Raw genomic sequence first — 23,730 nt, forward strand, 5'->3', positions numbered from 1 at the left:
TTAGGGATTATTGCACTTTGATTAAAGGCTGATAAAGTATAAAATATTTGAAAATTTTTGACGGATTATACTTTGTCTAAGGGAGAAATTTATGGAAATATACGGAATAGGTACCGATATTATAGAAATAAGCAGAATAAAAGAAGCTCTTCACAGAACGGAATCTTTTAAGAAAAAAGTATACACTGAAAAAGAAATAGAGTATATAGAAAAAAAGAAAAATCCTTATGCAAGTTTTGCAGGGAGATTTGCCGGAAAAGAAGCTGTTTCTAAAGCATTGGGAACAGGAGTAAGGGGATTTTCTTTAAAAGATGTAGAGATTTTAAATAACGAATTGGGGAAGCCTGATGTTATACTGTATAATGAATTGCTTAATATTGCAAAAGATATGAAAATACAGATAAGTATATCACACAGTAAAGAATACGCAGTTTCTACAGTAATTATTTACAAGTAAAACGGATTTTGGGAGAAAGTTATGTTAAAAAAAATTTTAGAAAAAAAAATAATAAAAATAGTATTGTTTACTTTAATATTTACAGTAGGAAGTTTATCTTTTGCTGTAGATAAGGTAAAAATTGAGTATTTTGGAAGAAAAGACTGTAAAAATTGTGCAAATTTGGAAAGGTTTTTAGAGAAGCTTTCAAGTGAGAGAAATGACTTTGAATATGTAGAGTATAAAATTGACGAAAATAAAGAAAATAAAAGCTTTTTTGACGAAGTTACAACAAAATTGAAACTCGTAAAAGGGACGCCTGTAATTTATATAAATGAAAATATTATACAGGGATTCAATACTCCCGAAACTACAGGACAGGAAATTATAAAACTAATAGATAGCGGGAAGACAAAAAACTCAATTCCTTCTTTGGAAGAATATGTAAAAAACGGGAAATATACAAATATAAGTAATAACGGAGCAGTCTGTGAAGGGGACGGAGTCTGTGAAATACCGGGATTTACAAAAGATGCTTCCAAACAGGTAATTGTAAATATTCCGTTTATAAATAAAAGCATCGATTTGACTGATTATTCGCTGCCTGTGATGTCTTTGATTTTAGGAACTGTAGACGGTTTCAATCCTTGTGCAATGTGGGTTCTTGTGTTATTTTTGACTGCACTTATTGCTGTGGGAAGTAAAACAAAAATGTTCAGAGTAGCAGGATTATTTATTCTTGCCGAAGCGGTTATGTATTTTCTCATACTTAATGCGTGGCTTTATACGTGGGATTTTGTCGGGCTTGATAAATGGATCACACCGATTGTCGGTATTGTCGGTATAATCGGAGGACTGTTCTTTATAAGAAATTATATGAAAAAAGGTGATGAATTGTCATGCGAAGTAACAGACTTTAAAAAACGGGCTAAAATATCCAATCAGATAAAAGATATAGCGAATAAGCCTTTTACAATATTGACTGCTCTCGGAATAATCGGACTTGCATTATCTGTAAATGTAATAGAGTTCGCATGCTCTGTGGGAATACCTCAGACTTACACGAAAATACTGCAAATAAACAATATCTCTTTTGTGCAGCGACAGCTTTACACTTTTATATATATTATAGGGTATATGATAGACGATATAATAGTGTTCGGTCTTGCATTACTTAGTGTAAATAAACTCCAGCTCACAACAAAATACTCTAAATGGGTAAATCTGTTTGGTGGGATATTAATGGTTATTTTGGGATTGATATTGCTCTTGAAGCCGAGTTTGTTGGTTGTTTAGAGAATGCTTAAATGAAAACTTGTTAATATCAAATTTTATTGATTTAGAAAAAATAAGGCTGTATTAAGATGGGATTTTTCCGTTTTTACGGCTTTTTTTATTTCTAAATTTATTGCTTTTAAATATAATTTCAAATAAAAGCAAAAAGAAAAATCTTTTCACTAAAATTTGAAAAATTACAAATCTTGAAAAAAACGAAATTTAGGATATATTATATTAATACAGGGAGAAAGATATGGTAAAAAAAAGACATTTTGAAATTATTAACTTGATGATAAATTCTAAAAATGGAATTACGATAAGAAATATTGCCGATTTGTATAATATGACCGAAAGAAGTATTCGCTACGATATTGATGAGTTGAACATATTTTTTAAAGAGAAAAATTGTAGAAATATTATTGAGATTAATAATAATAAATTAAAAATTTTGTATGTCAAAAAGGAAATTGAAAAAATCATTTATAAGATTAGTATTGAAGAATATTATTTATCCGAAGAAGAGAGAATAAATGTACTTTCTTATGAAGTATTTTTATTGAAAAATGAGTTTATTTTACAGTATTTCAGTAAAAAATATAATTTGAGCAAAACGACAATAAGATATTCACTCAAAGAAGTGAACCATATTGTTAGGGAATATAATTTAACAATTGATATGAGTAACAAAGGATATAAAGTTGTAGGAAATGAAGTAAATATAAGAAAATATATAATAAATATATTGAGAAAATATTTGAAAATCATAAAAGAAAAAAATACGGAATATAATCCTTATACAAATATTATAGAGCAATTTTTATCAAAAAATGATATGGAATTTTTTAAAGTATTAGTTGGGAAAATTTTAAATAAAACAGGGAAAACTGTAAGTGATGAAGCTTTTGAAACACTGCAGTTATTTCTTTTGACTTCGGTAGTAAGAAATGAAAAAAATCTGAAAATAAAAGAAGATGTAGAAAATAAGCTATTCCTTTCAAAAACGACTGAATTTATTGAAATACAGGAAATTTTGAAAAAAATAAAAAATATAGAAGAAAAAGATATTTATTATTTTGTTGATTTTTTTCTGGGTTCATATTCATATAATCCAGACTATTCTTATTTTTTAAACTGGGTCTTAATGGAAAGTCTGATAGAACAGTTTTTAGTAGAGTTAAGCAAGGAGTTAAAAATAAATCTTGTTACAGATATAATTTTAAGAAAAGAATTACTTAATCATTTAAAGCCCGCAATTTACAGAATGAAAAATAAATTTAAATTGACGGAAAGCGTATTAAAAGAGGTAAAGGAGCAATATTCAGATTTGTATAATAAGACTACTTTAAGTTTAAAAGTGATTTCCGATTTTGTAAATATACCTTTTGATGAAGATGAGGCAGCATTTATAACGATTATGGTGCAAAGAGCCGTAACAAGAAACAGTCAGTCTGTATTGTCCAAAAAAGAACCTGATATATTAATTGTTTGCGGTTTAGGTTACAGCAGCTCGAGGTTTTTATATGAAAATATAAATAATCAGTTTCAGGTAAATATAATTGATATTATTCCGTTTAATCAACTGGAAAATTATAATTATCTGAAAAAGGCCGATATCATTATATCAACGTTGGATTTCAGTTTGGACGGCATTGATGTGATAACTGTCAATCCGATAATGAATAATAATGATATTGTAAAATTAAAGAATTATGGATTAACAGAAAGAAAAAACAAAATAAAACTTTCGGAATTGATAAGTTTTGTAAAAAATATTTCTGATGAAAAAGAATTAAAAAAAAGACTGATAAAGAATTTCGGAGAAAATATCTATGATGATACGGAAAAGAAAAAAGATGACAAAAAAAGTTTTGTAAATTTGCTGTCCGAAGAAAATATTAAGTTAAATACAGAAGTCACAAATTTAAACGAACTTATAGAATTTACAGGACAGGTAATGATTAATTCGGGACTTGTAAAGGAAGATTACATCGAGGAGTTAAAAAATCAAATTGCTCAATACGGTAAATATATTTTAATAGGAGAAAAAACGATTTTGCCTCACGGCCAACTTTTGAAAAATGTTAAGAAGACAGGTTTTTCCCTAATAACGTTAAAAGAAGGAATAGATTTTTTCGGCAGTGAAGTAAAAATTGTAATATGTCTTGCTTCACGGCATACAGAAGAGCATTTACAGGCTATTCTTGAATTAAATGGATATTTAAAAAATTCCGATTTTGAAAAAGAATTGTTAAATAAAAAAACATCGAAAGAAGTAATGGATTATCTAAAAATTTTAAATAAGCAGGAGAGTAAAAATGAAAAATTTTATTGATATAAATAATATGGTTTTAGATTTAGAAACTGAAGATAAAAATCTGATAATAAATAAAATGGTAGAAACAATTCTCGAAAAAAATCTAATTGATAAGGAAAAATTTATTAGAGATGTTTTGAAAAGGGAGGAAACTGAAAATACTGTTGTAGGGTTTAAAGTAGCAATTCCTCATGGAAAATCGGAATATATAAAATCTCCACAAATAGTATTTGCCAAATTAAAAAAGGAAATTTTTTGGGGGGATCCTGAAGAAAAAGTAAAATATATATTTTTGCTGGGAGTTCCTGCAGCTTCGGCAGGAGAGCATATTGAAATTCTGATGAAATTATCGAAAAAAATACTTGATGGAAAATTTAGGGAAAAACTGGAAAATACAAACGATAAAAAAGAGTTATTAAAAATTATTTTAGAATAGAGGAGATGAAATTATGAAAAAAATTGTGGCAGTTTGTGCATGTCCGATGGGCCTGGCACATACATTTATGGCGGCGGATTCTTTGGAAAAGGCTGCAAAAGAATTAGGAGTAGAAATTAAAATAGAAACTCAGGGAGCGGACGGAGTTCAAAATGAATTGACAAAAAAAGACATTACCGAAGCAGATGCGGTTATTTTAGCGTTGGCTATTACACCACAGGGCATGGAACGTTTTGAGGATTGTGATCCTTATGAAATAACTTTAAAAGAGGCTATTCGTGGGGGAAAAGAAATTCTGGAAGAAATAGTAAGTGAATTATAGTATAAAAAATGAAATAAAAAATAAACAGCAGGTATGTAACAATACTTGACTTAAAGAGGAGGTACCGAAATGGCTCAATTAAAAAGAAGAAAAAACAGTTTTTGGCAGGAGTTTTACAAACATCTTATGACAGGGATATCCTATATGATACCCGTATTAATAATGGGAGGACTTATCGGAGCATTTTCACAGGTTATTCCTTATGTCATATTTAAAATAGAACCGAATGTTTCTATTTTGGATGCTATAAAAACAGGCCAATACACAGGAATGAACTTACAGTTATTGAAACTTGCCTCACTTATGGAAAGTTTCGGATTTACATTGTTTGGTTTTGCAATCCCTATGTTTGCAGCGTTTGTCGCTAATTCTATAGGTGGGAAAACTGCATTAGCGGCAGGATTTATAGGAGGATATGTAGCAAATAAGCCGATTTCTGTTGTCGGAATGGTAGATGGGGCATGGGATAAAATCACTCCCGTTCCTTCAGGATTTTTAGGAGCATTTATTGTTGCTGTGATAATAGGGTATTTTGTTAAATATTTAAATAAAAATATCAATTTACCGAAAAATTGGTTGGCATTTAAGTCGACGTTCTTAATTCCTTTATTGGCTTCGTTATTTTGTATGGTAGTAATGGTATTTGTTATAACTCCGTTAGGAGGTTGGATAAATTTACAAATTAGAGCATTGTTGGAAGCAGCAGGAGCAGCAGGACAATTTGCTTATGCTCTTGTATTATCTGCAACTACAGCTTTCGACTTAGGAGGTCCTGTCAATAAAGCAGCAGGTTTTGTAGCTTTGGGATTTACAACAGAAAAGGTTCTGCCTATTACTGCAAGAACAATAGCTATAGTAACACCGTCAATAGGTTTGGGGCTTTCGACTTTGATAGACAGAAAACTTGTAGGAAGAAGAGTATATAACAGTGAATTTTATGATGCAGGAAAAACATCAATTTTCTTGGCATTTATGGGAATTTCTGAAGGAGCAATACCGTTTGCTTTGGAAAATCCGGGATTTACTATACCATTGTATGTTGTATCATCTGTGATAGGAGCATTTTCAGGCATAGCTTTGGGAGCGGTACAATGGTTTCCTGAATCTGCAATATGGGCATGGCCTCTTGTAAAAAATCTTCATTCTTATATTTTGGGAATAGCTATAGGTTCTGTTATAATAGCGGTATGTAATGTTTTATACAGAAATAAATTAATAAAAGACGGAAAGTTGGAAATCGATGAGTATTAATAAAGAAAAAAAATATAATTTTCCTGTTATTCCTCATACTCATTGGGATAGAGAGTGGTATTTTACCACTTCTCGTTCCAAAATATATTCTTTAAATCACTTTAAGGAAATATTTGATGTTTTAGAGGATAACGATAATTTTAAACATTTTTTGCTGGATGCACAGTTGTCAATTATAGATGACTATCTGGAATTTCATCCTTATGATGAAGAAAGAATAAAAAGGCTGGTTTCAAAAGGTAAGCTTATAATAGGTCCTTGGTATACACAGACAGATCAAATGGTAATAAGTGGTGAGTCTATCATAAGAAATCTTTATTACGGGATCGAAAGGGCAAAATATTTCGGTAATTATATGAAAACAGGATATATGCCCGATTCTTTCGGGCAGTCTGCTCAAATGCCTCAAATTCTTAACGGATTTGATATAAATTATAATACTTTTAAAAGAGGGCTTAGTGATAATCATTATCTTAAAAATGAATTTTATTGGGAAGCTCCTGATGGAAGCAAAGTATTTAATATGTATTTGGATAGATACGGTAATTTTGTTTATTTTACTTCAGAAGAAGGCAGTTTAAATAATTTAATAAAAAAGTTAAAAGAAGAAACTGACAGAAGATCACTTGTAGGAACTTTGACATTGTATAACGGAGAGGATCAGAGACCTATCAGAAAAAATCTTCCTGAAATTATAGAAAAACTTAATAAACTTCATTCTGACAGTAATTTTTATATGTCAACTATTGATGAAGTAATGAAAAAAACAGAAAATAACGGTTTTCATTATGACACAGTCAAAGGAGAAATGACAGCAGGGCAGTTTAGCAGAGTTCATAAATCTATTTATTCTACAAGAGCTGATTTAAAAATAAAGAATAATAAAAATGAAAATTATATTGTAAATATAGCAGAACCTTTGAATACGATAGCGTATAAACTTGGATTTCAATATGAAAATAAAGTATTTGAAAAGGTATGGAAATTAATGGCTGAAAATGCAGCACATGACAGTATAGGTATGTGTAATTCTGATAAGACAAATAAAAGTATAGAATACAGATGCGATACTGTAAAATCATTGACTGAAAATTTAGTTGAGTTGAAAATGAGAGAGATAGGGTCAAGTATTCCCGAAAAGGATATTTTTCAATTTCAAGTTTATAATCTTTTACCTTATGAAAGAAGCGGTATATTAAAGGCAGAAATTTTTACTCCGTCTATTGAATTTGAAATTTGTGATACAGATGATAATGTCTATGAAATAGAGATATTAAAGAGTGAAAAACTTGCCGAGAGAATAAAAAATAAAATGAAGTCTGAAGTAGGCTTTAATACTAATGATAATCCTCGTTGGATAAAAGAAAATGTGGAAATATATAAGACTGAAGTTTTAATTTATATCAAAAATTTGCATCCTATGGGATATAAGACTTTATTTATAAGAGAAAAAAGTTTGAAAATTAGCAAAAGTAGTATAGAAAAGAATAATGTTGTTGAAAACGAAAATTTAAAAGTTACTGTTTGTGAAAATGGCTCAATAATTATAAAAAATAAAAAAGAAAACTTTGAGAGAAAAGGTTTTCTGATTTTGGAAAATTCCGGAGATGAAGGAGATACTTATGATTATTCCGAACCTTATAAGGACAGAATTATAACTAGTGAAAATTCAACTATAGAAGTACTTGAAATAAAAAATAATTCATTATTACATGAAATAAAATATTCTTTAAAAATGAATATTCCTTATAATCTAAAAATGAGAAAGAAAAATGAAGATGAAGTTATAAATGAGTTTTTCGTTACTTTATCTTTAGAAAAAGAAAGTTTTTTATTAAAGGTTGATATTGAAGTTGAAAATAAAGCGATAGAACATAGAACGAGAGTTTTATTTAAGACTGAAATAGAAAGTAAAGAATCTATAGCCGATCAGCAATTCGGGATTATAAAAAGACCTGTTTATTTGCCGGAAGTTGAAAATTGGCGAGAAAATGGCTGGAATGAAAAACCTCGAACGATAGAGGCTATGCAGTCGTTTGTCAGTCTTTCGGATAAATGCGGAACAGTCAGTATTATGACTGATTGTGTCAGGGAATATCAGGTTATAGGAGAAAAGTACGATATGATAGCTCTTACTTTATTCCGTTCAGTGCCTGAAATGGGAAAAGCCGATTTGCAGGACAGACCGGGAAGAGCTTCGGGAATGGCTGATTATCTTACTCCTGACGCAAGATTACTGAAAAAACTGAATTTTAATTTTGCAATTTTTATTTCTAAAAATGAATTTTCTGCGTCGGATATGACAAATTTATCTAAGGAATATTTAACACCTTTTCAGTATTATCAAGCCGCCGAATTTAAAAATGTGGATATTTTTTTCTTAATGAATAAACCTGAAATTCAATCAACGCCTTTTAGTTATTCATTATTTTCATTTGAAAATAAAGATTGTGTGCTAAGCACAGTCAAAAAAGCTGAAAAAGAAGACGGTTTAATCATAAGAATTTATAATCCTGACGATGTAAAAATAACTGACTTTTCAATGATATATAATGAAAAATTTAATAAAGTCGATTTAGTAAAATTTAATGAGGAAACGATAATGGATAAAATAGATTTTTCTTATGAAGAAATAGACGGGAAAAATCGGATAAGAGTAAAAAATGTCAAAACTTGTCAGGCTTTGACGGTTAGGGTGAAGTAAGAAAATTTCTTCTTGATAAACAGAATTATCAAGGAGAAATTTTTAAATATATCGAATTATTTTCTAAATACAAATAAATACTCATGTGCTATCAATAAAAAATTATATTTTACACTATTTGTTTTCCAAAAACCCGTAGCTTTACAATTATGTTGTTCTTTAATAATAATTTCTTTTGTTTTAAAGCCTACGCTTTCAAAAATTTTCATTACTTCAAAGCTCATTGGGATAATATGTCCTTTTTGTCTTATATCTCCCATTAAAACAGCACAAAATTTATTTTTTTTCAATACACGATAACTTTCTTCTGCAACTTTTTTCATTTCAACTAAAAAATCTTTTACTTTTAAATGAGATAAATCATTTTCAATAGTTTCACTATATTGAATAATATTTGCATAAGGTGGATGAGTACAAATAAAATCAATACTTTCATTTGAGATAAAATCTAAATTTCTGGCATCCCCTTTACAAATCTTGACTTTTCCCGAATTTTCATATTCAAAATTGCATTTTTCTTTACAACGATTAAGAGCTTCATCGTTAACATCAATACCTATAATATTTCTGTTTAATAATTTAGCTTCAACTAATGTTGTTCCGCCTCCTGCAAATTGATCAAGAATTAAATCATTTTCATTTGAGTATCTTAATAATAAATTTCTAGGTATATAAGGAGACCAGTTACCACGATATTTTGCATCATGAGTACCCCATTTTCCTCTATTAGGAAAACTCCAAACAGTGTTCATCTCCAATTCAAAATTTTCAGGTTCTGACTTTTTTATAAATTTTTTCTTTCCCATATACCTCACCTTATTTTATATTTTTTAAAAATTATACATTATTTTATTTTTTAAATCAATAATAAATTCAAAATTAATTTATTTCTATTTTCTTTACTAAATTGTAAAAATATAATATAATATTAAAAAAATAATGGAAGGAGGAAGAATGTGGTAAAAAATATTTTGCTCAGCCCTATTTTAAAATGGGTTGGTGGAAAAAGACAATTATTACCTGAAATTATACCTTTAGTAAATAAGAAATATTCAAGATACGTTGAGCCGTTTGTCGGGGGAGGAGCAGTTTTATTTGAATTACAGCCAAAAAAGGCAATTATCAATGATCTGAATAAAGAACTGATAAATGTTTATTTAACAGTTAAAGATTTTCCGGAAGAACTTATAAATCAATTGGAAAAACACAATAAGAATAATGCCGAAGATTATTTTTATGATCTTAGAAATAAAGATAGAGATATAGATTATAATAAATTAACAAATATTGAAAAGGCAGCAAGAATAATTTATTTGAATAAAACTTGTTATAACGGATTATATAGAGTAAATTCTGCAGGACAGTTTAATACTCCTTACGGTAAATATAAAAATCCGAATATTGTTAATGAAACCGTTATTAGAGCTATGTCAATATATTTCAGAAGTTCTGATATAGATATTAGAAATAGTGATTATAGAGAAGTTTTAAAAGGCTTAAGAAAAGGAGCATTTGTATATTTAGATCCTCCTTATATGCCTATTTCATCTTCTTCCTCTTTTACAGGTTATACAGAAAATGGGTTTTCATATCAAGAACAGAAAGAGTTGAAAAATGAATGTGATGAGCTTATTAAAAAAGGAATAACATTTTTACAATCAAATTCTGATTGTGAAGAAATTAGAGATTTGTATAGAGAAAAAGACGGTTATAAAATAAAGACTGTTCAGGCAAAAAGAAATATAAATAGTAAAGGAAACAAAAGAGGAGAAATTAATGAGGTGTTGATTTACCATGATAAAAAATAATTATACTGCAAATGAAGCTTGGAAAGAATTAATAAATAAATATAATATTTTAGAAGAAATTAAGAAAAAAGGTTTTTACAATATAAAAGCAGAACAGATTAAAGAATTTAAAGAACCGAGATTAATGGCAAAATGGGATAGCAGTGCTTCATTACCTTCAGTGTTACAAGATAACAAAATTAATATGTTGCCTGATAGCCGAAATTCATATATTATCGGGAATTTTAGTCTTTATGAGAAGCTTCCCGAATTAAAAGAAAGTGTAACTAAAATGGCTAAAATAGAAGTTCCTGAATATGAAACGATCGATATAAACAATATCACTTCTGAAGCTAATGCAATAAATATTTTAGCAATATCAGGTATTCTCGAAGATTTTTTAAACACAAGTCAAAATGTGATGACTTTTAATGGAAGAATGGGAACAGGTATATTTAATTTTAAAGTTAATACTTTTAAAAACATAAAACAGAAAGTAGAAGTTAATAATGCTCAATGTGAAATTGACGGAGGATTTGAAAATGAGAATTCAGTGATTATTATGGAAGCAAAGAATGTTATACATGAAGATTTTCATATAAGACAACTTTATTATCCTTATAGATTATGGAAAAATAGAGTAAGTAAACCTATTAGATTGGTATTTTCTATTTATTCAAACAAAATTTATAGATTGTTTGAATATCGATTTAATAATTTTGAAGATTATTCATCTATTGAATTGGTAAACTCTAAAAATTATTCTTTACAGGATACTGAAATAACAATAGAAGATTTAAAAAAAGTGAAGTCTAAATTACAAATAAAAACAGATGATAACAAAAATGATGTGAAAACTCCATTTGTTCAAGCAGATTCAATGGATAGAGTTGTATCATTATTAGAAAATTTGTATGAAAATCCAATGACAAAATTTGAAATAGCTGAACTTATGAATTTTGAAGAAAGACAATCAGATTATTATTTTAACGCAGGTAAATATCTTGGATTATTTGAAAAAGGAGAAAATAAATTAAGAAAATTAACAACATTGGGAAATAAAATTTTTAAATTAAGCTACAAAGAAAGACAGTTAAAATTAGTTGAATTGATTTTAGAGCATCGAATTTTTAATGAACTTTTTGATACAATAATTAAAACAGGGGAATTTCCTGATAAAGAAGAAGTAATGAATAAAATGTATAAATTAAATATTTGTGAATCAAGAGAAACTATATCAAGAAGAGCAGGTTCTGTTTTAGGGTGGTTAAAATGGATATTTGAATTGACAAGGTTAAATTATAAATAAAAGAATATGAGTAAATTTCACAGTTTTAAAGTATTTTTTATTTATTAAAAATAATTGACAAATCCCGAAATTATGATATGCTTATACATATTTTAAAAAATATAACAAAATTTAAAAAGCAGGAGAGAAGATGAGCAAAAAAATAACATACGATTATTGCAATAAATTAGTAAAAGAATTTGAAAAAGTTGTAAAAAACCCTATAAAAGAAAGATCATCCTTTTATTATACAGGAGTAGATTTGGGGACCTCTTGTGTAGTTATAGCCGTATTGGATGAGAATAAAAGACCTGTTGCAGGGGCATACAGATATGCTAGTGTTGTAAAAGACGGAATGGTAGTGGATTATGTGGGAGCGGTGAGGATAGTAAGAGAACTTAAAGAGGAAATAGAAAATAAACTGGGAGTTACATTGACTTATGCGGCAGCGGCAATTCCTCCTGGAACTGACAAATTAGACGGGGGAGCCGTTAAAAATGTTGTGGAAGCGGCAGGCTTTGAATTAACATACCTTTCAGATGAGTCCACAGCAGCCAACGAAGTATTGCAAATTAAAAATGGAGTTATTGTAGATGTAGGAGGAGGGACTACAGGAATATCTGTGTTTAAAGACGGAAAAGTAGTGTATATTGCCGATGAACCTACAGGAGGGACGCATTTTTCTCTTGTAATAGCGGGAGCATACCGAATGCCTTTTGAAGAAGCGGAACTCTTTAAAAGAAATAAGAAAAATTATAACGAAGTTTTCGGGCTTTTAGTTCCGGTAATTGAGAAGGTGGCTTCAATAATCGAAACGCATATAAAAGACTACAAAATAGAAGAAATTTGTCTTGTAGGAGGAACAACGTGTCTTGATGAGATAGAAAAAATTATTGAAAATAAAACAGGGATAAAAACAACAAAACCTAAAAACCCTATGTTTGTTACTCCTTTGGGAATTGCATTGAGTTGTAAACAGAAATAAAAAAACAACGAGAGCTTTAATTTGCTCTCGTTTTAATTAAATTTACACAAAATCATACCTGTAAACAATCTCATTAAAATAAAAATCTTCTATTTTATCTTTTATAATTATGTTTGTATCTTTAAATCCCATATGTTCGTAAAATTTTCGTGCATTTTCATTTTTATCGACTACTTTCAGAAATACTGAATTATAGCAATGTCTGTATTGAAGTTCGGACAGAGCTCTTAATATTAAAGTTTTTCCTATGTTCCGTTTTTGATAATCGGGTAAAATATTTATTGCATAAATTTCGCCCAATGTATCAAAGTTTTTATCACGACTTTTTCCCCAAATTATATCGCCGGTAATTTTTTTCTCAAATTCGGCAACAAAGGCAAAACTCCTTTTATTTACAATCATATCGTTAAATCTTTTTATCCAGAGATCAGTCGATAAATTATTTAAAAAATCTTGAGAGAAAATATTTTTATATGTACTCTTCCATGCCGAAACATGAACCAAAGCCATTTTTTCTACATCTTTCAATTCGGCAGGTCTTATAATCACACTATTCATCAAATCTCCATATTGAAATCATATTTCTTTATAAATGACAGCAATGCTTCACAGCCTTTTACAACATCTTCATAAGTTGTATCAAAATCGCCTGTATACCAAGGGTCGAGAATATCTCTATCCTCTCCTGCGTATTCGAGTAAACGCTGAAGTCTTCCCGAATAACGATTTCTCAAAAACCTTTCTATATTTTCAATATTGCTCTGATCCATACCGATAATATAATTAACCGATAAATCGTCATCATTCAAAATTCTGGAGTACATTCCGACAGTGCTGATGCCCTCTTTTGCAAGACGCTCACGAGTTCCCTTGTGAACAGGATTTCCGTGCTCCCAGGAGCTTGTAGCAGCCGAATCTATATAAATCTGATGACTTAAACCTTCATTATCTACCATTTTTCTGAAAACGGCTTCTGCCATAGGTGAACGGCAAATGTTTCCTAAGCAGACAAATAAAACCTGTACCATTTTAAATATTCTCCTTCTGTTTTTATTTATAATTCAAAATCGTTTTCATAATACAAAATCTGATTGACATTGTTTTGCATAAATCTTATTTTGTCTTCCAGTTCTTCGGATATTAACGGAGTCTTTATGCTTGTTAATGTTTCTTTCAAAGATTTTTTCAGTTTGAGATTCTCCACTTTATATTTATCGAGTTTCAAATCTTTCGCCATAGTTTCTACGGATTTTTCAAGAGAACCGATTTCATCAATCAGATTGATATTTACAGCTTCACTCCCCAACCAAACTCTTCCTCCTGCAATTTTTTCCAGCTCTTTTTCGGACATTCCTCTGGCTGCGATTACGTGAGATTTGAACTCGGAATAAACTTCGTTCATTGTATGAATGATTTTTTCTTTCGACTCTTCACTTAATGTTTCAAAAATATTAAAAATATCAAATCCTTTACCTTTTTCAAATCCTTCTATATTGACATCTATTTTATTTAAAGTTTCTGAAAGTTCGGGATACATTAAGACAACACCGATTGAGCCTGTAAGAGTCATACTGTCGGCAAATATTTTCTTTCCTGCCGAAGCGATATAATATCCACCGCTGGCACAGACATCTCCCATAGAAATATATATCGGTACATCCAATTTTTTTAATTTCTGATGTATTTTTTCAGCTTCCAGAGCACTTCCGCCGGGAGAATTTATTCTTAAAACAAGACCTTTCAGATTTTTTATATCTTCAAGTTTATCAAGTTTTTCACAGACATTTTTGTATGTAATATTGACTTTGTTAGATTTTTTAGGCTCAATAATACCTTCAATATTTATAATCGCTATCGTGTCTTTGCTTTTATTCTTTTTCTCTTTATAAATCGACAGATAATCTTCAAAAGAAACAGTATCTTCTTTATAATTTATCCCGATTTCTTCGTAGTCAGCTACTCCGTCAATTAATTTTGATTCCAGTGCTTTATCCGTACCAACGAAAATAAAATCTCCGTTTAATATTTCGTTTTCAATATTAACTCCCCTTTTATTTTCAACAGATTTTATAAAATTTCGAAATAAACTTTCCTTTATATTTAAAATAGACTGTTTTTTCTCAGGAGACATTTTATCATGACTGTAATTCTCTCCTGCCACTTTGTAATCTCCGATATGGAGAATATTCATTTTTATTCCGAACTTTGCCAAAAAAGATTTCCAGTAAGGCTCTTTATACTCATATCCTCTGAAACAGACGGTCGATTGTCTTGTGTTAAGCATAAAGACTTTACTTGCAACCATAGCATATCTGTATTTTCTTTCGTCGAAAAATGTTCCTATTGCAACAAGTTCCTTACTTTTTCTTATTTCATCAAAAATTTCCGAAAGTTCTTCCCATTTTGCTAACGGTAAGTTTAATTTATCAACGTCTATTATTATTTTTTTGACATCTTTATCAGTTGTTAAACTTTTCAGTCCCTGTAAAACCTCGTAATATGAGATTTTACTGTTTATTTCCACAGCAGCTCCCATTTCATCTTCTTTTACGTCGGACACATCGAAAACAACCGTTTTTGCATCTTTCTTGGAAATTTCCTTTTTCTTTTTACCTTTCAGTAATTTTTTGTAAATAATGATACCTATAACCAGATATAAGGCTACAGTTAGTAATACCTGTATAATCGTGTTTAAAATAAACATTATTTTCCCCTCCCTTAATATATGTTTGTAATTTAATTATAGCAAATAAAGGGGGAATATATCAATATAAAGAAAGCAATATTTTAAAAAAATTCCCGAAATTCGGAAATCGCTGAAAATTCAGGGAACAGAAGTCGAAAACAGGAATAAGTCTTAATTTAAAATATTTTATTTTAATTGTTTAAAAACCTCTCCGATACGGTCATGAATAACTAAATTTGCATAATTATCCTGAAAAGTTTCAGATTTATTAATTAGTATGAGATTTTTACCTCTAAAATACTGTATTAATGAAGCAGCAGGATAGACAACAAGGGAAGTTCCGCCGATAATAAGAGTATCCGCTCGGGATAAATGCCGAATGGCTTCATCAAAGACCGACATATCGGGAGTTTCTTCATATAGTGTTACATCGGGCTTTATAATACCGTTACATTCGGGACAGTGAGGAATACCGTTGTGATACAATTCCAAAAATTCTTCCAAATTGTATTTTTTCCCGCAATCTATACAAGTATTTTTATCAACTGAACCATGCAATTTCAATACTTTTCGGCTTCCCGCCTTTTCATGCAGACAGTCGATATTTTGAGTAATTACTGCAGAAAGTTTCTCCTGTTGCTCAAGTTTTGCCAAATAATAATGGGCAAAATTCGGCTCGGCATCGGGATAAATCAAATGAGTTTTGTAAAATTGATAAAATTCTTCGGGATATTTCAAGTACATAGTGTGAGAAACCAACTGCTCCGGAGAAAAATGTCTGTTAATCTTTATGCTGTAAAGACCGTCGGCACTTCTGAAGTCGGGAATACCTGATTCTGTAGATACTCCCGCTCCTCCGAAAAATACTGTTTTTTTACTTTCATCTATTATTTTTTGAAGTTGATTTATTTTATCCATAACTTTCTCCAATTTATAAATATTTCAATTTTCCTCTAAAATCATTAAGAGTTTTGTAACCTTTTTCGTCCATTATTTCTTTCAACTCACGGGTAATTCTTGAAAATACTTCAGGGCCTTCTTTTTGCAAAGCAGTTCCTATCTGAACGAGACTCGCACCGCAAAGAATATGCTCAAAAGCATCCCGTCCTGTCAGTATTCCTCCTGTACCTATAATCTGTATAGTCGGATTCAGCCTTTGATAAAAGGCATGAACATTGGCAAGGGCTGTGGGTTTGATATATTCTCCGCCGATACCGCCGAATCCCTGTTTAGGCTTTATAACAACATACTCGTCATTAATTACAAGACCGTTTCCTATGCTGTTAATACAGTTTACAAATGTTAAGGGAAATTTATTGAAAACTTTGGCAGCTTCGTCAAAATGAACAATATCAAAGTAAGGAGGCAGTTTAACTCCCAGAAGCTTTTTGAAATATTCAAATACTTCATTCAGTAATTTTTCCGTAGCTTCCAAATCATAAGCTGTTTGAGGTTTGCCGGGAACATTGGGACAGGAAAGATTTAACTCTGTCAATCCGTTGAAATCACTTTCATAAACTTTTTTCAGCAATGTATGAATTTCTTCCGAAGACAGTCCTGTCAAAGATAGGAAAAATGTACGATCAGGATGAGTTTTCTGTAATTCCAGTAAATAATCTAAATAATAGTCAATCCCCAAATTAGGCAAACCCATAGAATTTATACACCCTAATTTTGTGTCGTAATAACGGGGAAGAGGATTTCCTTCGCGGGGATTTAACGTGGCACTTTTTGTAACAAAAGCTCCCGCGTCGGAGTTTATAATCTGCTCCAGTTCATTACGGTCGTAACAGTAAACACCTGCCGCATTCATAAGGCAATTTTCAAATTCATAATTTCCGATAGTTGTTTTTGTTGATGACATTGCAAACCTCCTGTGATTCTATTTTAATTCTTTTTTTGCTTGTAAAAGTTCTCCGATATATTTACTTTTCGGAGTGTCATTTCCATGTATTTTTACCGTTCCTTCAATATCCGAAACATTACTGTATCTTGAATAAATCCATTTGTTTTTATCTGCTATTTTTTTAATATTTTCATTTTCGACTGCTGAAATTTCTATTATTTCAATATTTCCGTAAAATTTTTCTTTTTCAAAAAAAGTTAAAGCATTTGCAAGAGCGGGACCGTCATATTTTTCAATAATAAATGTCAGTTTATTTGATTTGTAAAGAGCGATATACAAATCTTTTCCGAAATCCTTATCTTTCTTTCCTCCAAAAAGTGTATTTGCCAATTTTCCTCTACTTTTAGTTCCTGTGATTATAAGGTGTTCATAATCATTATCGGGAATTGCGATTACAATTTTATCCAAAGCTGAAAAGGACAATGAGCCTACGATTAAAAATAAAAATAATAATATAAGTTTTTTCATAATAATTCTCCTTTAAAAATTAATTATTTAATAAAAATATTTGTTTCTTTGAAAATTTACTATTTCATATTCAATTCCTTCAGAATCTTTAAAGAAAAAGGCATAATAATCCTTGCAGTATTCTATATAATATTGGGGAGGCTGAACTATAGCTGCCGGAATTTCCAAAATTTTTTGGTATAGAATATCAACCTCTTCTTTAGTTTCCACATGAAAAGCTAAATGGTGCAAGGCTCCCGGTTTTCTTTGGTTAACAGCTTCATGTGCATATTGTAGACGCTCATTCACAATTCCGAAAGAAAAATTTTTATTATGATACTCGATAATTTTATACTCATGTTCTGGCACATCGGTATATTCTTTTAGAGATAAATCAAATCCGATAATCGGGAGCAGTTTATCATAAAATTTCTCCGCACGGTTAATATCTTTCACAGTTATATGAATATGATCAATTTTAGGATTCATATCGGGGCTCCTTTTAATAGCAATTAAGTAGATAAATTGAAAATAATTGTTTACAGAGTCAATATAAAAACAAACACAAAAAACATGAATATTAAAATGGAAATCGCAAATATAAAAGCACAGAAAAGAATACCTATGATTATTAATATCCAAAAAATATAACCTATAATTTTCCAAATTGATATTCTTTTTTTTGAATTAACTTTAGGAAGCTCTCGCAATTGTTGATAATAGTTCTTAAAATACTTTGCTATATATCCGTAAAATCGGTTGTTTATATAAATTGCAAGTTCTTCGCCGGTGTGAAATTTAATATAAACAAATTTACCTTCATGATTTTTTTTAAGTATTTTATATCTTTTAAAAGAATCGAAATTTAATTTTTTCCATTTCATAAAACCTGTAAGAATATATAAATTTCCAAAACAGGAAAAAATTCTTTTATCTTCATATTTTCCCGCTATTACTGTATTTAATTTCATATTTTTTCCTTTTAACAACAGTTTTATTTATATCTTTATATTAGCAGAAATAAAAAGTAATTACAAGAAAAAATCTTTTCAAAAAATTAAATGAAAGTACAAAAAAATATGGTATAATTTAACAGAAATAAAAAGTGAGAAATATAAAAGGCTGTCTTAAATATAAAATGATAAAAAATTATTAATTTAAGACAATTTTTATTTATTATCAAAAAAAATACTTTTAAAAATAACCTGTATTCTTCTGTTGTTATATCGTCCCTATACAGTTTATTAGTATCTGCAGGTTCTTTGTCTCCCTTTGCCGAAATTTTATCTAAAATAATACTTTCATCCAATCCGTTTTCTCTCAAAAACTTATAAAAATTTTCGGCTCTCTTTAAAGAAAGACGGTCTTTATCCTTTTCTTCAGAGTCTGTATGACCTATAATTTCCACAGTGATAATATTTTTTAAACGCAGAATTTTAAAGAAATCTTTTAAATTGTGGAGAAGTAGAAGATTTCTCATCAAAAAAATAAGCTGTATTCTTTATTGTAACTATAATTTATGGTATAATATTGAATAAAACTTAAAAAAATAGAAAGATAAAAAATTTTTAAATGATAAAATTTAAGATGGAAAATGAATAAAATAAAGCAGGAGGAAAAATGGAGAATAATTCAAAAGAATCTAAAGAAGGAATACAAAGATCGGAATTACATCGTAAGATATGGTCTATTGCAGATGAAGTACGTGGAGCTGTAGACGGATGGGATTTTAAACAGTATGTACTAGGCATACTGTTTTACAGATTTATCTCAGAAAATATGGTAACTTTTTTTAATTCTGCCGAGCATGAGGCGGGAGATTTGGAGTTTGATTACTCAAAAATAAGTGATGAAGAAGCTGAAAGAGATTTCAGACCTAATACTGTGGAAGATAAAGGATTTTTTATTTTGCCGAGTCAGTTATTTGAAAATGTAGTAAAAAATGCTGCAAAAAATGAGAATTTGAATACCGACTTAGCCAATATTTTTAAATCTATAGAAGCCAGTGCAATCGGGTTTGCTTCGGAAAATGATATTAAAGGATTATTTGAAGATGTAGACACTACAAGTAACCGATTGGGCGGAACTGTTGCCGAGAAAAATAAAAGATTGACAGATATTTTGACAGGGATTTCGGAAATAAACTTCGGGAAATTTGAAGAAAATGACATAGATGCGTTCGGAGATGCTTATGAATATTTGATCTCAAATTATGCAAGTAACGCAGGAAAGTCGGGAGGAGAATTTTTTACTCCTCAAACGGTTTCAAAATTATTGGCAAGACTTGTAATGGAAGGGAAAACAAGTATTAATAAAGTGTATGATCCGACTTGTGGAAGCGGTTCGTTACTACTGCAAATGAAAAAGCAGTTTGAAGAACATATTATAGACGAAGGATTTTTCGGACAGGAAATAAATATGACCAACTTTAACCTTGCCCGTATGAATATGTTTCTGCATAATATAAACTATAATAATTTTTCGATTAAGCGAGGAGATACTCTACTTAATCCACTGCATAGCGAAGAGAAACCCTTTGATGCTATTGTTTCCAATCCTCCATACTCGATTAAATGGATAGGGGACGGAGATCCTACACTTATAAATGATGAGCGTTTTGCACCTGCAGGAAAGTTAGCACCTAAGTCTTATGCGGATTATGCTTTTATTATGCATTCTTTAAGTTATCTCTCAAGTAAAGGACGGGCAGCTATAGTATGCTTTCCGGGCATTTTCTATCGTAAAGGAGCGGAACAGACTATTCGCAAATATCTTGTAGATAATAACTTTATAGACTGTGTTATACAACTTCCTGAAAATCTGTTTTTTGGAACATCTATCGCTACATGTATTTTAGTTATGGCAAAAAATAAAACTGAAAACAAAGTGTTATTTATAGATGCGAGTAAAGAGTTTAAGAAAGAAACAAATAACAATATTTTGGAAGAGAAAAATATAGAAAATATTGTTGAAGAATTTAAAAACAGGTCTGATAAAGAGTATTTTTCAAGATACGTAGACAAGAGTGAAATTGAAGAAAATGACTACAATCTTTCGGTTTCTACATATGTGGAAAAAGAAGATACAAGGGAAATAATTGATATAAAAGTTTTAAATAAAGAGATTGAAGAAACGGTAATAAAAATTGACGCTTTAAGAGCTTCTATAAATGAAATAGTAAAGGAGCTTGAAGATGAGTAATGAAATAATTATTTATAATACAGATGACGGAAAATCTAAAATAGAGCTTCATCTTGAAAATAATACTGTTTGGCTGAATCAGATGGAGTTAGCAGAGCTTTTTCAAACGAGTAAGCAAAATATAAGTAAACATATAAAAGCTATTTTTGATGACGGAGAATTGGAGAAAAAAGTGGTTGTCAACTATAAGTTGATAACCACTCAACACGGTGCAATAGAAGGAAAAACACAAACTAAAGAGGTGGCATATTATAATCTGGATATGATACTTGCAATAGGTTATCGTGTGCGTTCTCCACGTGGAATACAGTTCAGAAATTATGCTTCGACTATTTTGAAAGAATATTTGATAAAAGGCTTTGCTATGAATGATGAAAGGTTAAAAGAATTTGGCGGAGGTACTTATTTTAAAGAGCTCTTAGAACGTATTCGGGATATTCGTTCAAGCGAAAAAGTATTTTATCGTCAGGTATTAGATTTATTTGCGACAAGTATTGATTATAATTCAAAGAGCGATGAAGCCAAAAAGTTTTTTGCAACGGTGCAAAATAAGATACATTATGCAATTCATCATAATACAGCGAGTGAACTGGTATACGATAGAGTAGATGCCGAAAAAGAATTTATGGGATTGACTTCTTTTAAAGGGAATCTGCCAACAAAAAAAGAGGCAGAAACTGCGAAAAACTATCTTTCAGAGAAAGAATTAAGAGGTCTTAATCAACTCGTTTCGGGATATTTGGATTTTGCCGAAAGACAGGCGGAAAGAGAAATACAGATGACAATGAAAGACTGGATAAATCATGTGGATAACATATTAAAAGCTACGGGCGAGGATTTGCTGGAAGGTAACGGTAAAATTACAAGGCAGAAAATGAAAGAAAAAGTAAATGAAGAATATAAGAAATTTCAGCAGAAAACTCTTTCACAAGTGGAAAAAGATTATTTGAAGGAGATAAAGGAGATTGAGAAGAGGGTAAAAGAAAAAGAGAAACGATAAAATGTATAAATTGGAAAATTAAATAATAAAAAAATAAAGCAATTTTTTAAAATGTTAAAATTTTTATTGACAATAATATATAATTTATATATAATATTTGTAAGTGATAGGCTCAATTCTACGAGAGGCGAGCAGAACCCTTACAATTCTACGAGAGGCGTAAGGGTTTTTTGTTTATTAGCAATATTAAAACTATTTTTATTGAAATAGGATTTCGATTCTTTAAAAAGAAAATTTAAGAAATATTTGGAAAGATTGGAAATAGATCTTTCTGATAATCAGGAGGCTTTTAAAAAGATAAAAACAAGCAGATTAAAACTTCCTTTAGATTGGGAATATATTTTAAATATAATTTGGAAATAAGAAAATTTTGTTTTATAAAAAGATAATAATCAAAATATAGCGAGGCTTAAAAATGACTAAAATAGAAAAATTATTAAAGAATGAAAAAGTGGAGTGGAAGAAATTGGGGGAAGTTTGTGAGATAGTAAAAGGAAAGCAATTTAATAAAAGAGATATGTTAGAAGAGTCTTTATATCCAGTGATAAATGGAGGGATATTACCATCTGGATATATTGAAGTGTTTAATCAAGAAGCTAATACAATTACAATTTCTCAAGGAGGAGCCTCAGCTGGATATGTAAATTTTATAGAAAATAGATTTTGGTTGGGAGCACATGCTTATGCTATTATTCCAAGAGAAAAAATCTTAAAAAGATATGTTTATCATTTTCTTAAAATGAATCAAGAGAAGCTGCAAGAAAGGCAAGAAGGGGCAGGAATTCCCAGTATAGCAAAATCTGTTTTAGAAAATTTAGAAATCCCAATTCCTTCATTGGAAACTCAGGAAAAAATTGTAAAAATACTTGACAAATTCACAAATTATGTTACTGAATTACAATCTGAATTACAATCTGAATTACAATCGAGAACTAAACAATACAATTATTATAGAGATAAGTTGCTTAGTGAACAGTATTTGAATAAGATTTCTGAGAAGATTGATAAATTTGAAGATAAAGAATACAAATTAAGAGTTACTACTCTTGGAGAAATTGGTGAAATAAAAATGTGTAAAAGAATTTTAAAAGAACAAACTTCTACAAAGGGAACAGTTCCTTTTTATAAAATAGGGACTTTTGGAAAAAAAGCAGATTCATTTATTTCACGAGAAATTTTTGAAGAATACAAAAAAAAGTATAGTTATCCCAAAAAAGGAGAAGTATTAATTTCTGCAAGTGGAACAATAGGAAGAACTGTTATTTTTGATGGTGAAGATTGTTATTTTCAGGATAGTAATATTGTTTGGCTTTCGCATAATGAAAGTAAAGTTTTGAATAAATATTTATATTACTATTATCAAATAGTTAATTGGAATCCTTCAAGTGGAGGGACTATAAAAAGAATGTATAATTATAATTTAGTTAATATGAAAATATTTTTACCACCGATAGAAATTCAAGATAAAGTAGTAAAAGTTTTGGATAAATTTCAAGAATTATTGAAAGACACAAAAGGATTATTGCCACAAGAAATAGAACAAAGACAAAAACAATATGAATATTATCGTGAGAAGCTATTGACTTTTGACGAAAAATGTGGTAACACACACACACACACACACACACAATAATTCCTAATAATTTCTTTAATTTATTAAAAGAAGCGACAGAGATTATTGAAATTGAT

At 29.7% G+C, this 23,730-nt stretch carries 22 protein-coding genes; 13 read left to right on the forward strand and 9 right to left on the reverse strand.

Annotated features, from left to right (window positions below):
- Nucleotides 1-91: 91 nt before the first annotated feature.
- The 7 genes from acpS (at nucleotide 92) to FVE72_RS00655 (ending at nucleotide 8,741) form a co-directional block, all read left to right on the forward strand.
- A complete protein-coding gene (acpS, locus tag FVE72_RS00625) occupies nucleotides 92-457 on the forward strand; it encodes a holo-ACP synthase (protein WP_026736850.1) in 366 nt (121 codons plus the stop codon).
- A gap of 21 nt (nucleotides 458-478) precedes the next feature.
- The gene (locus FVE72_RS00630; protein WP_146966303.1) at nucleotides 479-1,732 is read left to right on the forward strand and encodes a thioredoxin domain-containing protein; all 1,254 of its coding nucleotides are present in this window, start codon (nucleotides 479-481) and stop codon (nucleotides 1,730-1,732) included.
- Nucleotides 1,733-1,967: 235 nt separating this feature from the next.
- Entirely contained in the window at nucleotides 1,968-4,046 is a 2,079-nt protein-coding gene (locus FVE72_RS00635; protein WP_146966305.1) for a BglG family transcription antiterminator, read from the forward strand.
- On the forward strand, nucleotides 4,030-4,464 hold the full coding sequence (locus tag FVE72_RS00640) for a PTS sugar transporter subunit IIA (protein ID WP_026736853.1): 435 nt from the start codon (nucleotides 4,030-4,032) through the stop codon (nucleotides 4,462-4,464). Before FVE72_RS00635 ends, FVE72_RS00640 begins: the two co-directional genes overlap by 17 nt.
- Nucleotides 4,465-4,477: 13 nt before the next feature.
- Nucleotides 4,478-4,786, forward strand: coding sequence for a PTS fructose transporter subunit IIB (locus tag FVE72_RS00645; protein WP_081724155.1), 309 nt, complete (start codon nucleotides 4,478-4,480; stop codon nucleotides 4,784-4,786).
- A 69-nt stretch (nucleotides 4,787-4,855) separates the two neighbouring features.
- A complete protein-coding gene (locus FVE72_RS00650) occupies nucleotides 4,856-6,037 on the forward strand; it encodes a PTS fructose transporter subunit IIC (protein WP_026736855.1) in 1,182 nt (393 codons plus the stop codon).
- Entirely contained in the window at nucleotides 6,027-8,741 is a 2,715-nt protein-coding gene (locus FVE72_RS00655) for a glycoside hydrolase family 38 N-terminal domain-containing protein (protein ID WP_051411704.1), read from the forward strand. Before FVE72_RS00650 ends, FVE72_RS00655 begins: the two co-directional genes overlap by 11 nt.
- A 56-nt stretch (nucleotides 8,742-8,797) precedes the next feature.
- Here FVE72_RS00655 and FVE72_RS00660 read toward each other — a convergent pair whose 3' ends face one another.
- Nucleotides 8,798-9,547, reverse strand: a complete 750-nt coding sequence (locus FVE72_RS00660) for a TRM11 family SAM-dependent methyltransferase (RefSeq protein WP_026736857.1) — start codon at nucleotides 9,545-9,547, stop codon at nucleotides 8,798-8,800.
- Nucleotides 9,548-9,697: 150 nt separating this feature from the next.
- Between FVE72_RS00660 and FVE72_RS00665 the strand changes: the two genes are divergently transcribed.
- From FVE72_RS00665 to eutJ, 3 genes are all read left to right on the forward strand, one after another.
- Complete coding sequence (locus FVE72_RS00665; RefSeq protein WP_026736858.1) at nucleotides 9,698-10,549, forward strand: DNA adenine methylase; 852 nt, start codon at nucleotides 9,698-9,700, stop codon at nucleotides 10,547-10,549.
- Nucleotides 10,536-11,837, forward strand: a complete 1,302-nt coding sequence (locus FVE72_RS00670; protein WP_026736859.1) for a type II restriction enzyme — start codon at nucleotides 10,536-10,538, stop codon at nucleotides 11,835-11,837. Before FVE72_RS00665 ends, FVE72_RS00670 begins: the two co-directional genes overlap by 14 nt.
- A 130-nt stretch (nucleotides 11,838-11,967) precedes the next feature.
- Nucleotides 11,968-12,801 carry an ethanolamine utilization protein EutJ gene (eutJ, locus tag FVE72_RS00675; protein ID WP_026736860.1) on the forward strand — a complete coding sequence of 278 codons (834 nt, stop codon included), beginning with the start codon at nucleotides 11,968-11,970 and terminating at the stop codon, nucleotides 12,799-12,801.
- Nucleotides 12,802-12,843: 42 nt separating this feature from the next.
- Here eutJ and FVE72_RS00680 read toward each other — a convergent pair whose 3' ends face one another.
- From FVE72_RS00680 to FVE72_RS11625, 8 genes are all read right to left on the reverse strand, one after another.
- Nucleotides 12,844-13,359: a GNAT family N-acetyltransferase gene (locus FVE72_RS00680; protein ID WP_026736861.1), complete on the reverse strand. Its 516-nt coding sequence runs from the start codon at nucleotides 13,357-13,359 to the stop codon at nucleotides 12,844-12,846.
- Nucleotides 13,359-13,829 (reverse strand): low molecular weight protein-tyrosine-phosphatase, encoded by a 471-nt coding sequence (locus FVE72_RS00685; protein WP_026736862.1) that lies wholly within the window; start codon nucleotides 13,827-13,829, stop codon nucleotides 13,359-13,361. Before FVE72_RS00685 ends, FVE72_RS00680 begins: the two co-directional genes overlap by 1 nt.
- Nucleotides 13,830-13,855: 26 nt before the next feature.
- Nucleotides 13,856-15,505 carry a signal peptide peptidase SppA gene (gene sppA, locus FVE72_RS00690; RefSeq protein ID WP_026736863.1) on the reverse strand — a complete coding sequence of 550 codons (1,650 nt, stop codon included), beginning with the start codon at nucleotides 15,503-15,505 and terminating at the stop codon, nucleotides 13,856-13,858.
- A 168-nt stretch (nucleotides 15,506-15,673) separates the two neighbouring features.
- Entirely contained in the window at nucleotides 15,674-16,405 is a 732-nt protein-coding gene (locus FVE72_RS00695; RefSeq protein ID WP_026736864.1) for an NAD-dependent protein deacylase, read from the reverse strand.
- Between the two features lie 13 nt (nucleotides 16,406-16,418).
- On the reverse strand, nucleotides 16,419-17,351 hold the full coding sequence (locus FVE72_RS00700) for a dihydroorotate oxidase (protein ID WP_026736865.1): 933 nt from the start codon (nucleotides 17,349-17,351) through the stop codon (nucleotides 16,419-16,421).
- 18 nt (nucleotides 17,352-17,369) lie between these two features.
- Nucleotides 17,370-17,861, reverse strand: a complete 492-nt coding sequence (locus FVE72_RS00705) for a hypothetical protein (RefSeq protein ID WP_026736866.1) — start codon at nucleotides 17,859-17,861, stop codon at nucleotides 17,370-17,372.
- Nucleotides 17,862-17,888: 27 nt separating this feature from the next.
- A complete protein-coding gene (locus FVE72_RS00710; RefSeq protein WP_026736867.1) occupies nucleotides 17,889-18,329 on the reverse strand; it encodes a VOC family protein in 441 nt (146 codons plus the stop codon).
- A gap of 568 nt (nucleotides 18,330-18,897) precedes the next feature.
- A complete protein-coding gene (locus FVE72_RS11625) occupies nucleotides 18,898-19,320 on the reverse strand; it encodes an OmpA family protein (RefSeq protein WP_026736869.1) in 423 nt (140 codons plus the stop codon).
- 140 nt (nucleotides 19,321-19,460) lie between these two features.
- Here FVE72_RS11625 and FVE72_RS00720 point away from each other — a divergent pair, with 140 nt between their 5' ends.
- The 3 genes from FVE72_RS00720 to FVE72_RS00730 all read left to right on the forward strand — a co-directional run bounded on the left by FVE72_RS00720 (nucleotide 19,461) and on the right by FVE72_RS00730 (nucleotide 23,674).
- A complete protein-coding gene (locus FVE72_RS00720) occupies nucleotides 19,461-21,041 on the forward strand; it encodes a type I restriction-modification system subunit M (RefSeq protein WP_026736870.1) in 1,581 nt (526 codons plus the stop codon).
- A complete protein-coding gene (gene rhuM / locus FVE72_RS00725) occupies nucleotides 21,034-22,041 on the forward strand; it encodes a virulence RhuM family protein (RefSeq protein WP_026736871.1) in 1,008 nt (335 codons plus the stop codon). Before FVE72_RS00720 ends, rhuM begins: the two co-directional genes overlap by 8 nt.
- A 415-nt stretch (nucleotides 22,042-22,456) precedes the next feature.
- Entirely contained in the window at nucleotides 22,457-23,674 is a 1,218-nt protein-coding gene (locus FVE72_RS00730) for a restriction endonuclease subunit S (protein ID WP_146966307.1), read from the forward strand.
- Nucleotides 23,675-23,730 lie beyond the last annotated feature (56 nt).

Source organism: Pseudoleptotrichia goodfellowii, assembly GCF_007990505.1.
Classification (GTDB): Bacteria; Fusobacteriota; Fusobacteriia; order Fusobacteriales; family Leptotrichiaceae; genus Pseudoleptotrichia; species Pseudoleptotrichia goodfellowii.

Excerpts from the sequence above, each read along its gene's own strand:
- acpS (WP_026736850.1), top strand. The coding sequence starts at position 92 with ATGGAAATATACGGAATAGGTACCGATATTATAGAAATAAGCAGAATA.
- FVE72_RS00630 (WP_146966303.1), top strand. The coding sequence starts at position 479 with ATGTTAAAAAAAATTTTAGAAAAAAAAATAATAAAAATAGTATTGTTT.
- FVE72_RS00635 (WP_146966305.1), top strand. The coding sequence starts at position 1,968 with ATGGTAAAAAAAAGACATTTTGAAATTATTAACTTGATGATAAATTCT.
- FVE72_RS00640 (WP_026736853.1), top strand. The coding sequence starts at position 4,030 with ATGAAAAATTTTATTGATATAAATAATATGGTTTTAGATTTAGAAACT.
- FVE72_RS00645 (WP_081724155.1), top strand. The coding sequence starts at position 4,478 with ATGAAAAAAATTGTGGCAGTTTGTGCATGTCCGATGGGCCTGGCACAT.
- FVE72_RS00650 (WP_026736855.1), top strand. The coding sequence starts at position 4,856 with ATGGCTCAATTAAAAAGAAGAAAAAACAGTTTTTGGCAGGAGTTTTAC.
- FVE72_RS00655 (WP_051411704.1), top strand. The coding sequence starts at position 6,027 with ATGAGTATTAATAAAGAAAAAAAATATAATTTTCCTGTTATTCCTCAT.
- FVE72_RS00660 (WP_026736857.1), bottom strand. The coding sequence starts at position 9,547 with ATGGGAAAGAAAAAATTTATAAAAAAGTCAGAACCTGAAAATTTTGAA.
- FVE72_RS00670 (WP_026736859.1), top strand. The coding sequence starts at position 10,536 with ATGATAAAAAATAATTATACTGCAAATGAAGCTTGGAAAGAATTAATA.
- eutJ (WP_026736860.1), top strand. The coding sequence starts at position 11,968 with ATGAGCAAAAAAATAACATACGATTATTGCAATAAATTAGTAAAAGAA.
- FVE72_RS00680 (WP_026736861.1), bottom strand. The coding sequence starts at position 13,359 with ATGAATAGTGTGATTATAAGACCTGCCGAATTGAAAGATGTAGAAAAA.
- FVE72_RS00685 (WP_026736862.1), bottom strand. The coding sequence starts at position 13,829 with ATGGTACAGGTTTTATTTGTCTGCTTAGGAAACATTTGCCGTTCACCT.
- sppA (WP_026736863.1), bottom strand. The coding sequence starts at position 15,505 with ATGTTTATTTTAAACACGATTATACAGGTATTACTAACTGTAGCCTTA.
- FVE72_RS00695 (WP_026736864.1), bottom strand. The coding sequence starts at position 16,405 with ATGGATAAAATAAATCAACTTCAAAAAATAATAGATGAAAGTAAAAAA.
- FVE72_RS00700 (WP_026736865.1), bottom strand. The coding sequence starts at position 17,351 with ATGTCATCAACAAAAACAACTATCGGAAATTATGAATTTGAAAATTGC.
- FVE72_RS00705 (WP_026736866.1), bottom strand. The coding sequence starts at position 17,861 with ATGAAAAAACTTATATTATTATTTTTATTTTTAATCGTAGGCTCATTG.
- FVE72_RS00710 (WP_026736867.1), bottom strand. The coding sequence starts at position 18,329 with ATGAATCCTAAAATTGATCATATTCATATAACTGTGAAAGATATTAAC.
- FVE72_RS11625 (WP_026736869.1), bottom strand. The coding sequence starts at position 19,320 with ATGAGAAATCTTCTACTTCTCCACAATTTAAAAGATTTCTTTAAAATT.
- FVE72_RS00720 (WP_026736870.1), top strand. The coding sequence starts at position 19,461 with ATGGAGAATAATTCAAAAGAATCTAAAGAAGGAATACAAAGATCGGAA.
- rhuM (WP_026736871.1), top strand. The coding sequence starts at position 21,034 with ATGAGTAATGAAATAATTATTTATAATACAGATGACGGAAAATCTAAA.
- FVE72_RS00730 (WP_146966307.1), top strand. The coding sequence starts at position 22,457 with ATGACTAAAATAGAAAAATTATTAAAGAATGAAAAAGTGGAGTGGAAG.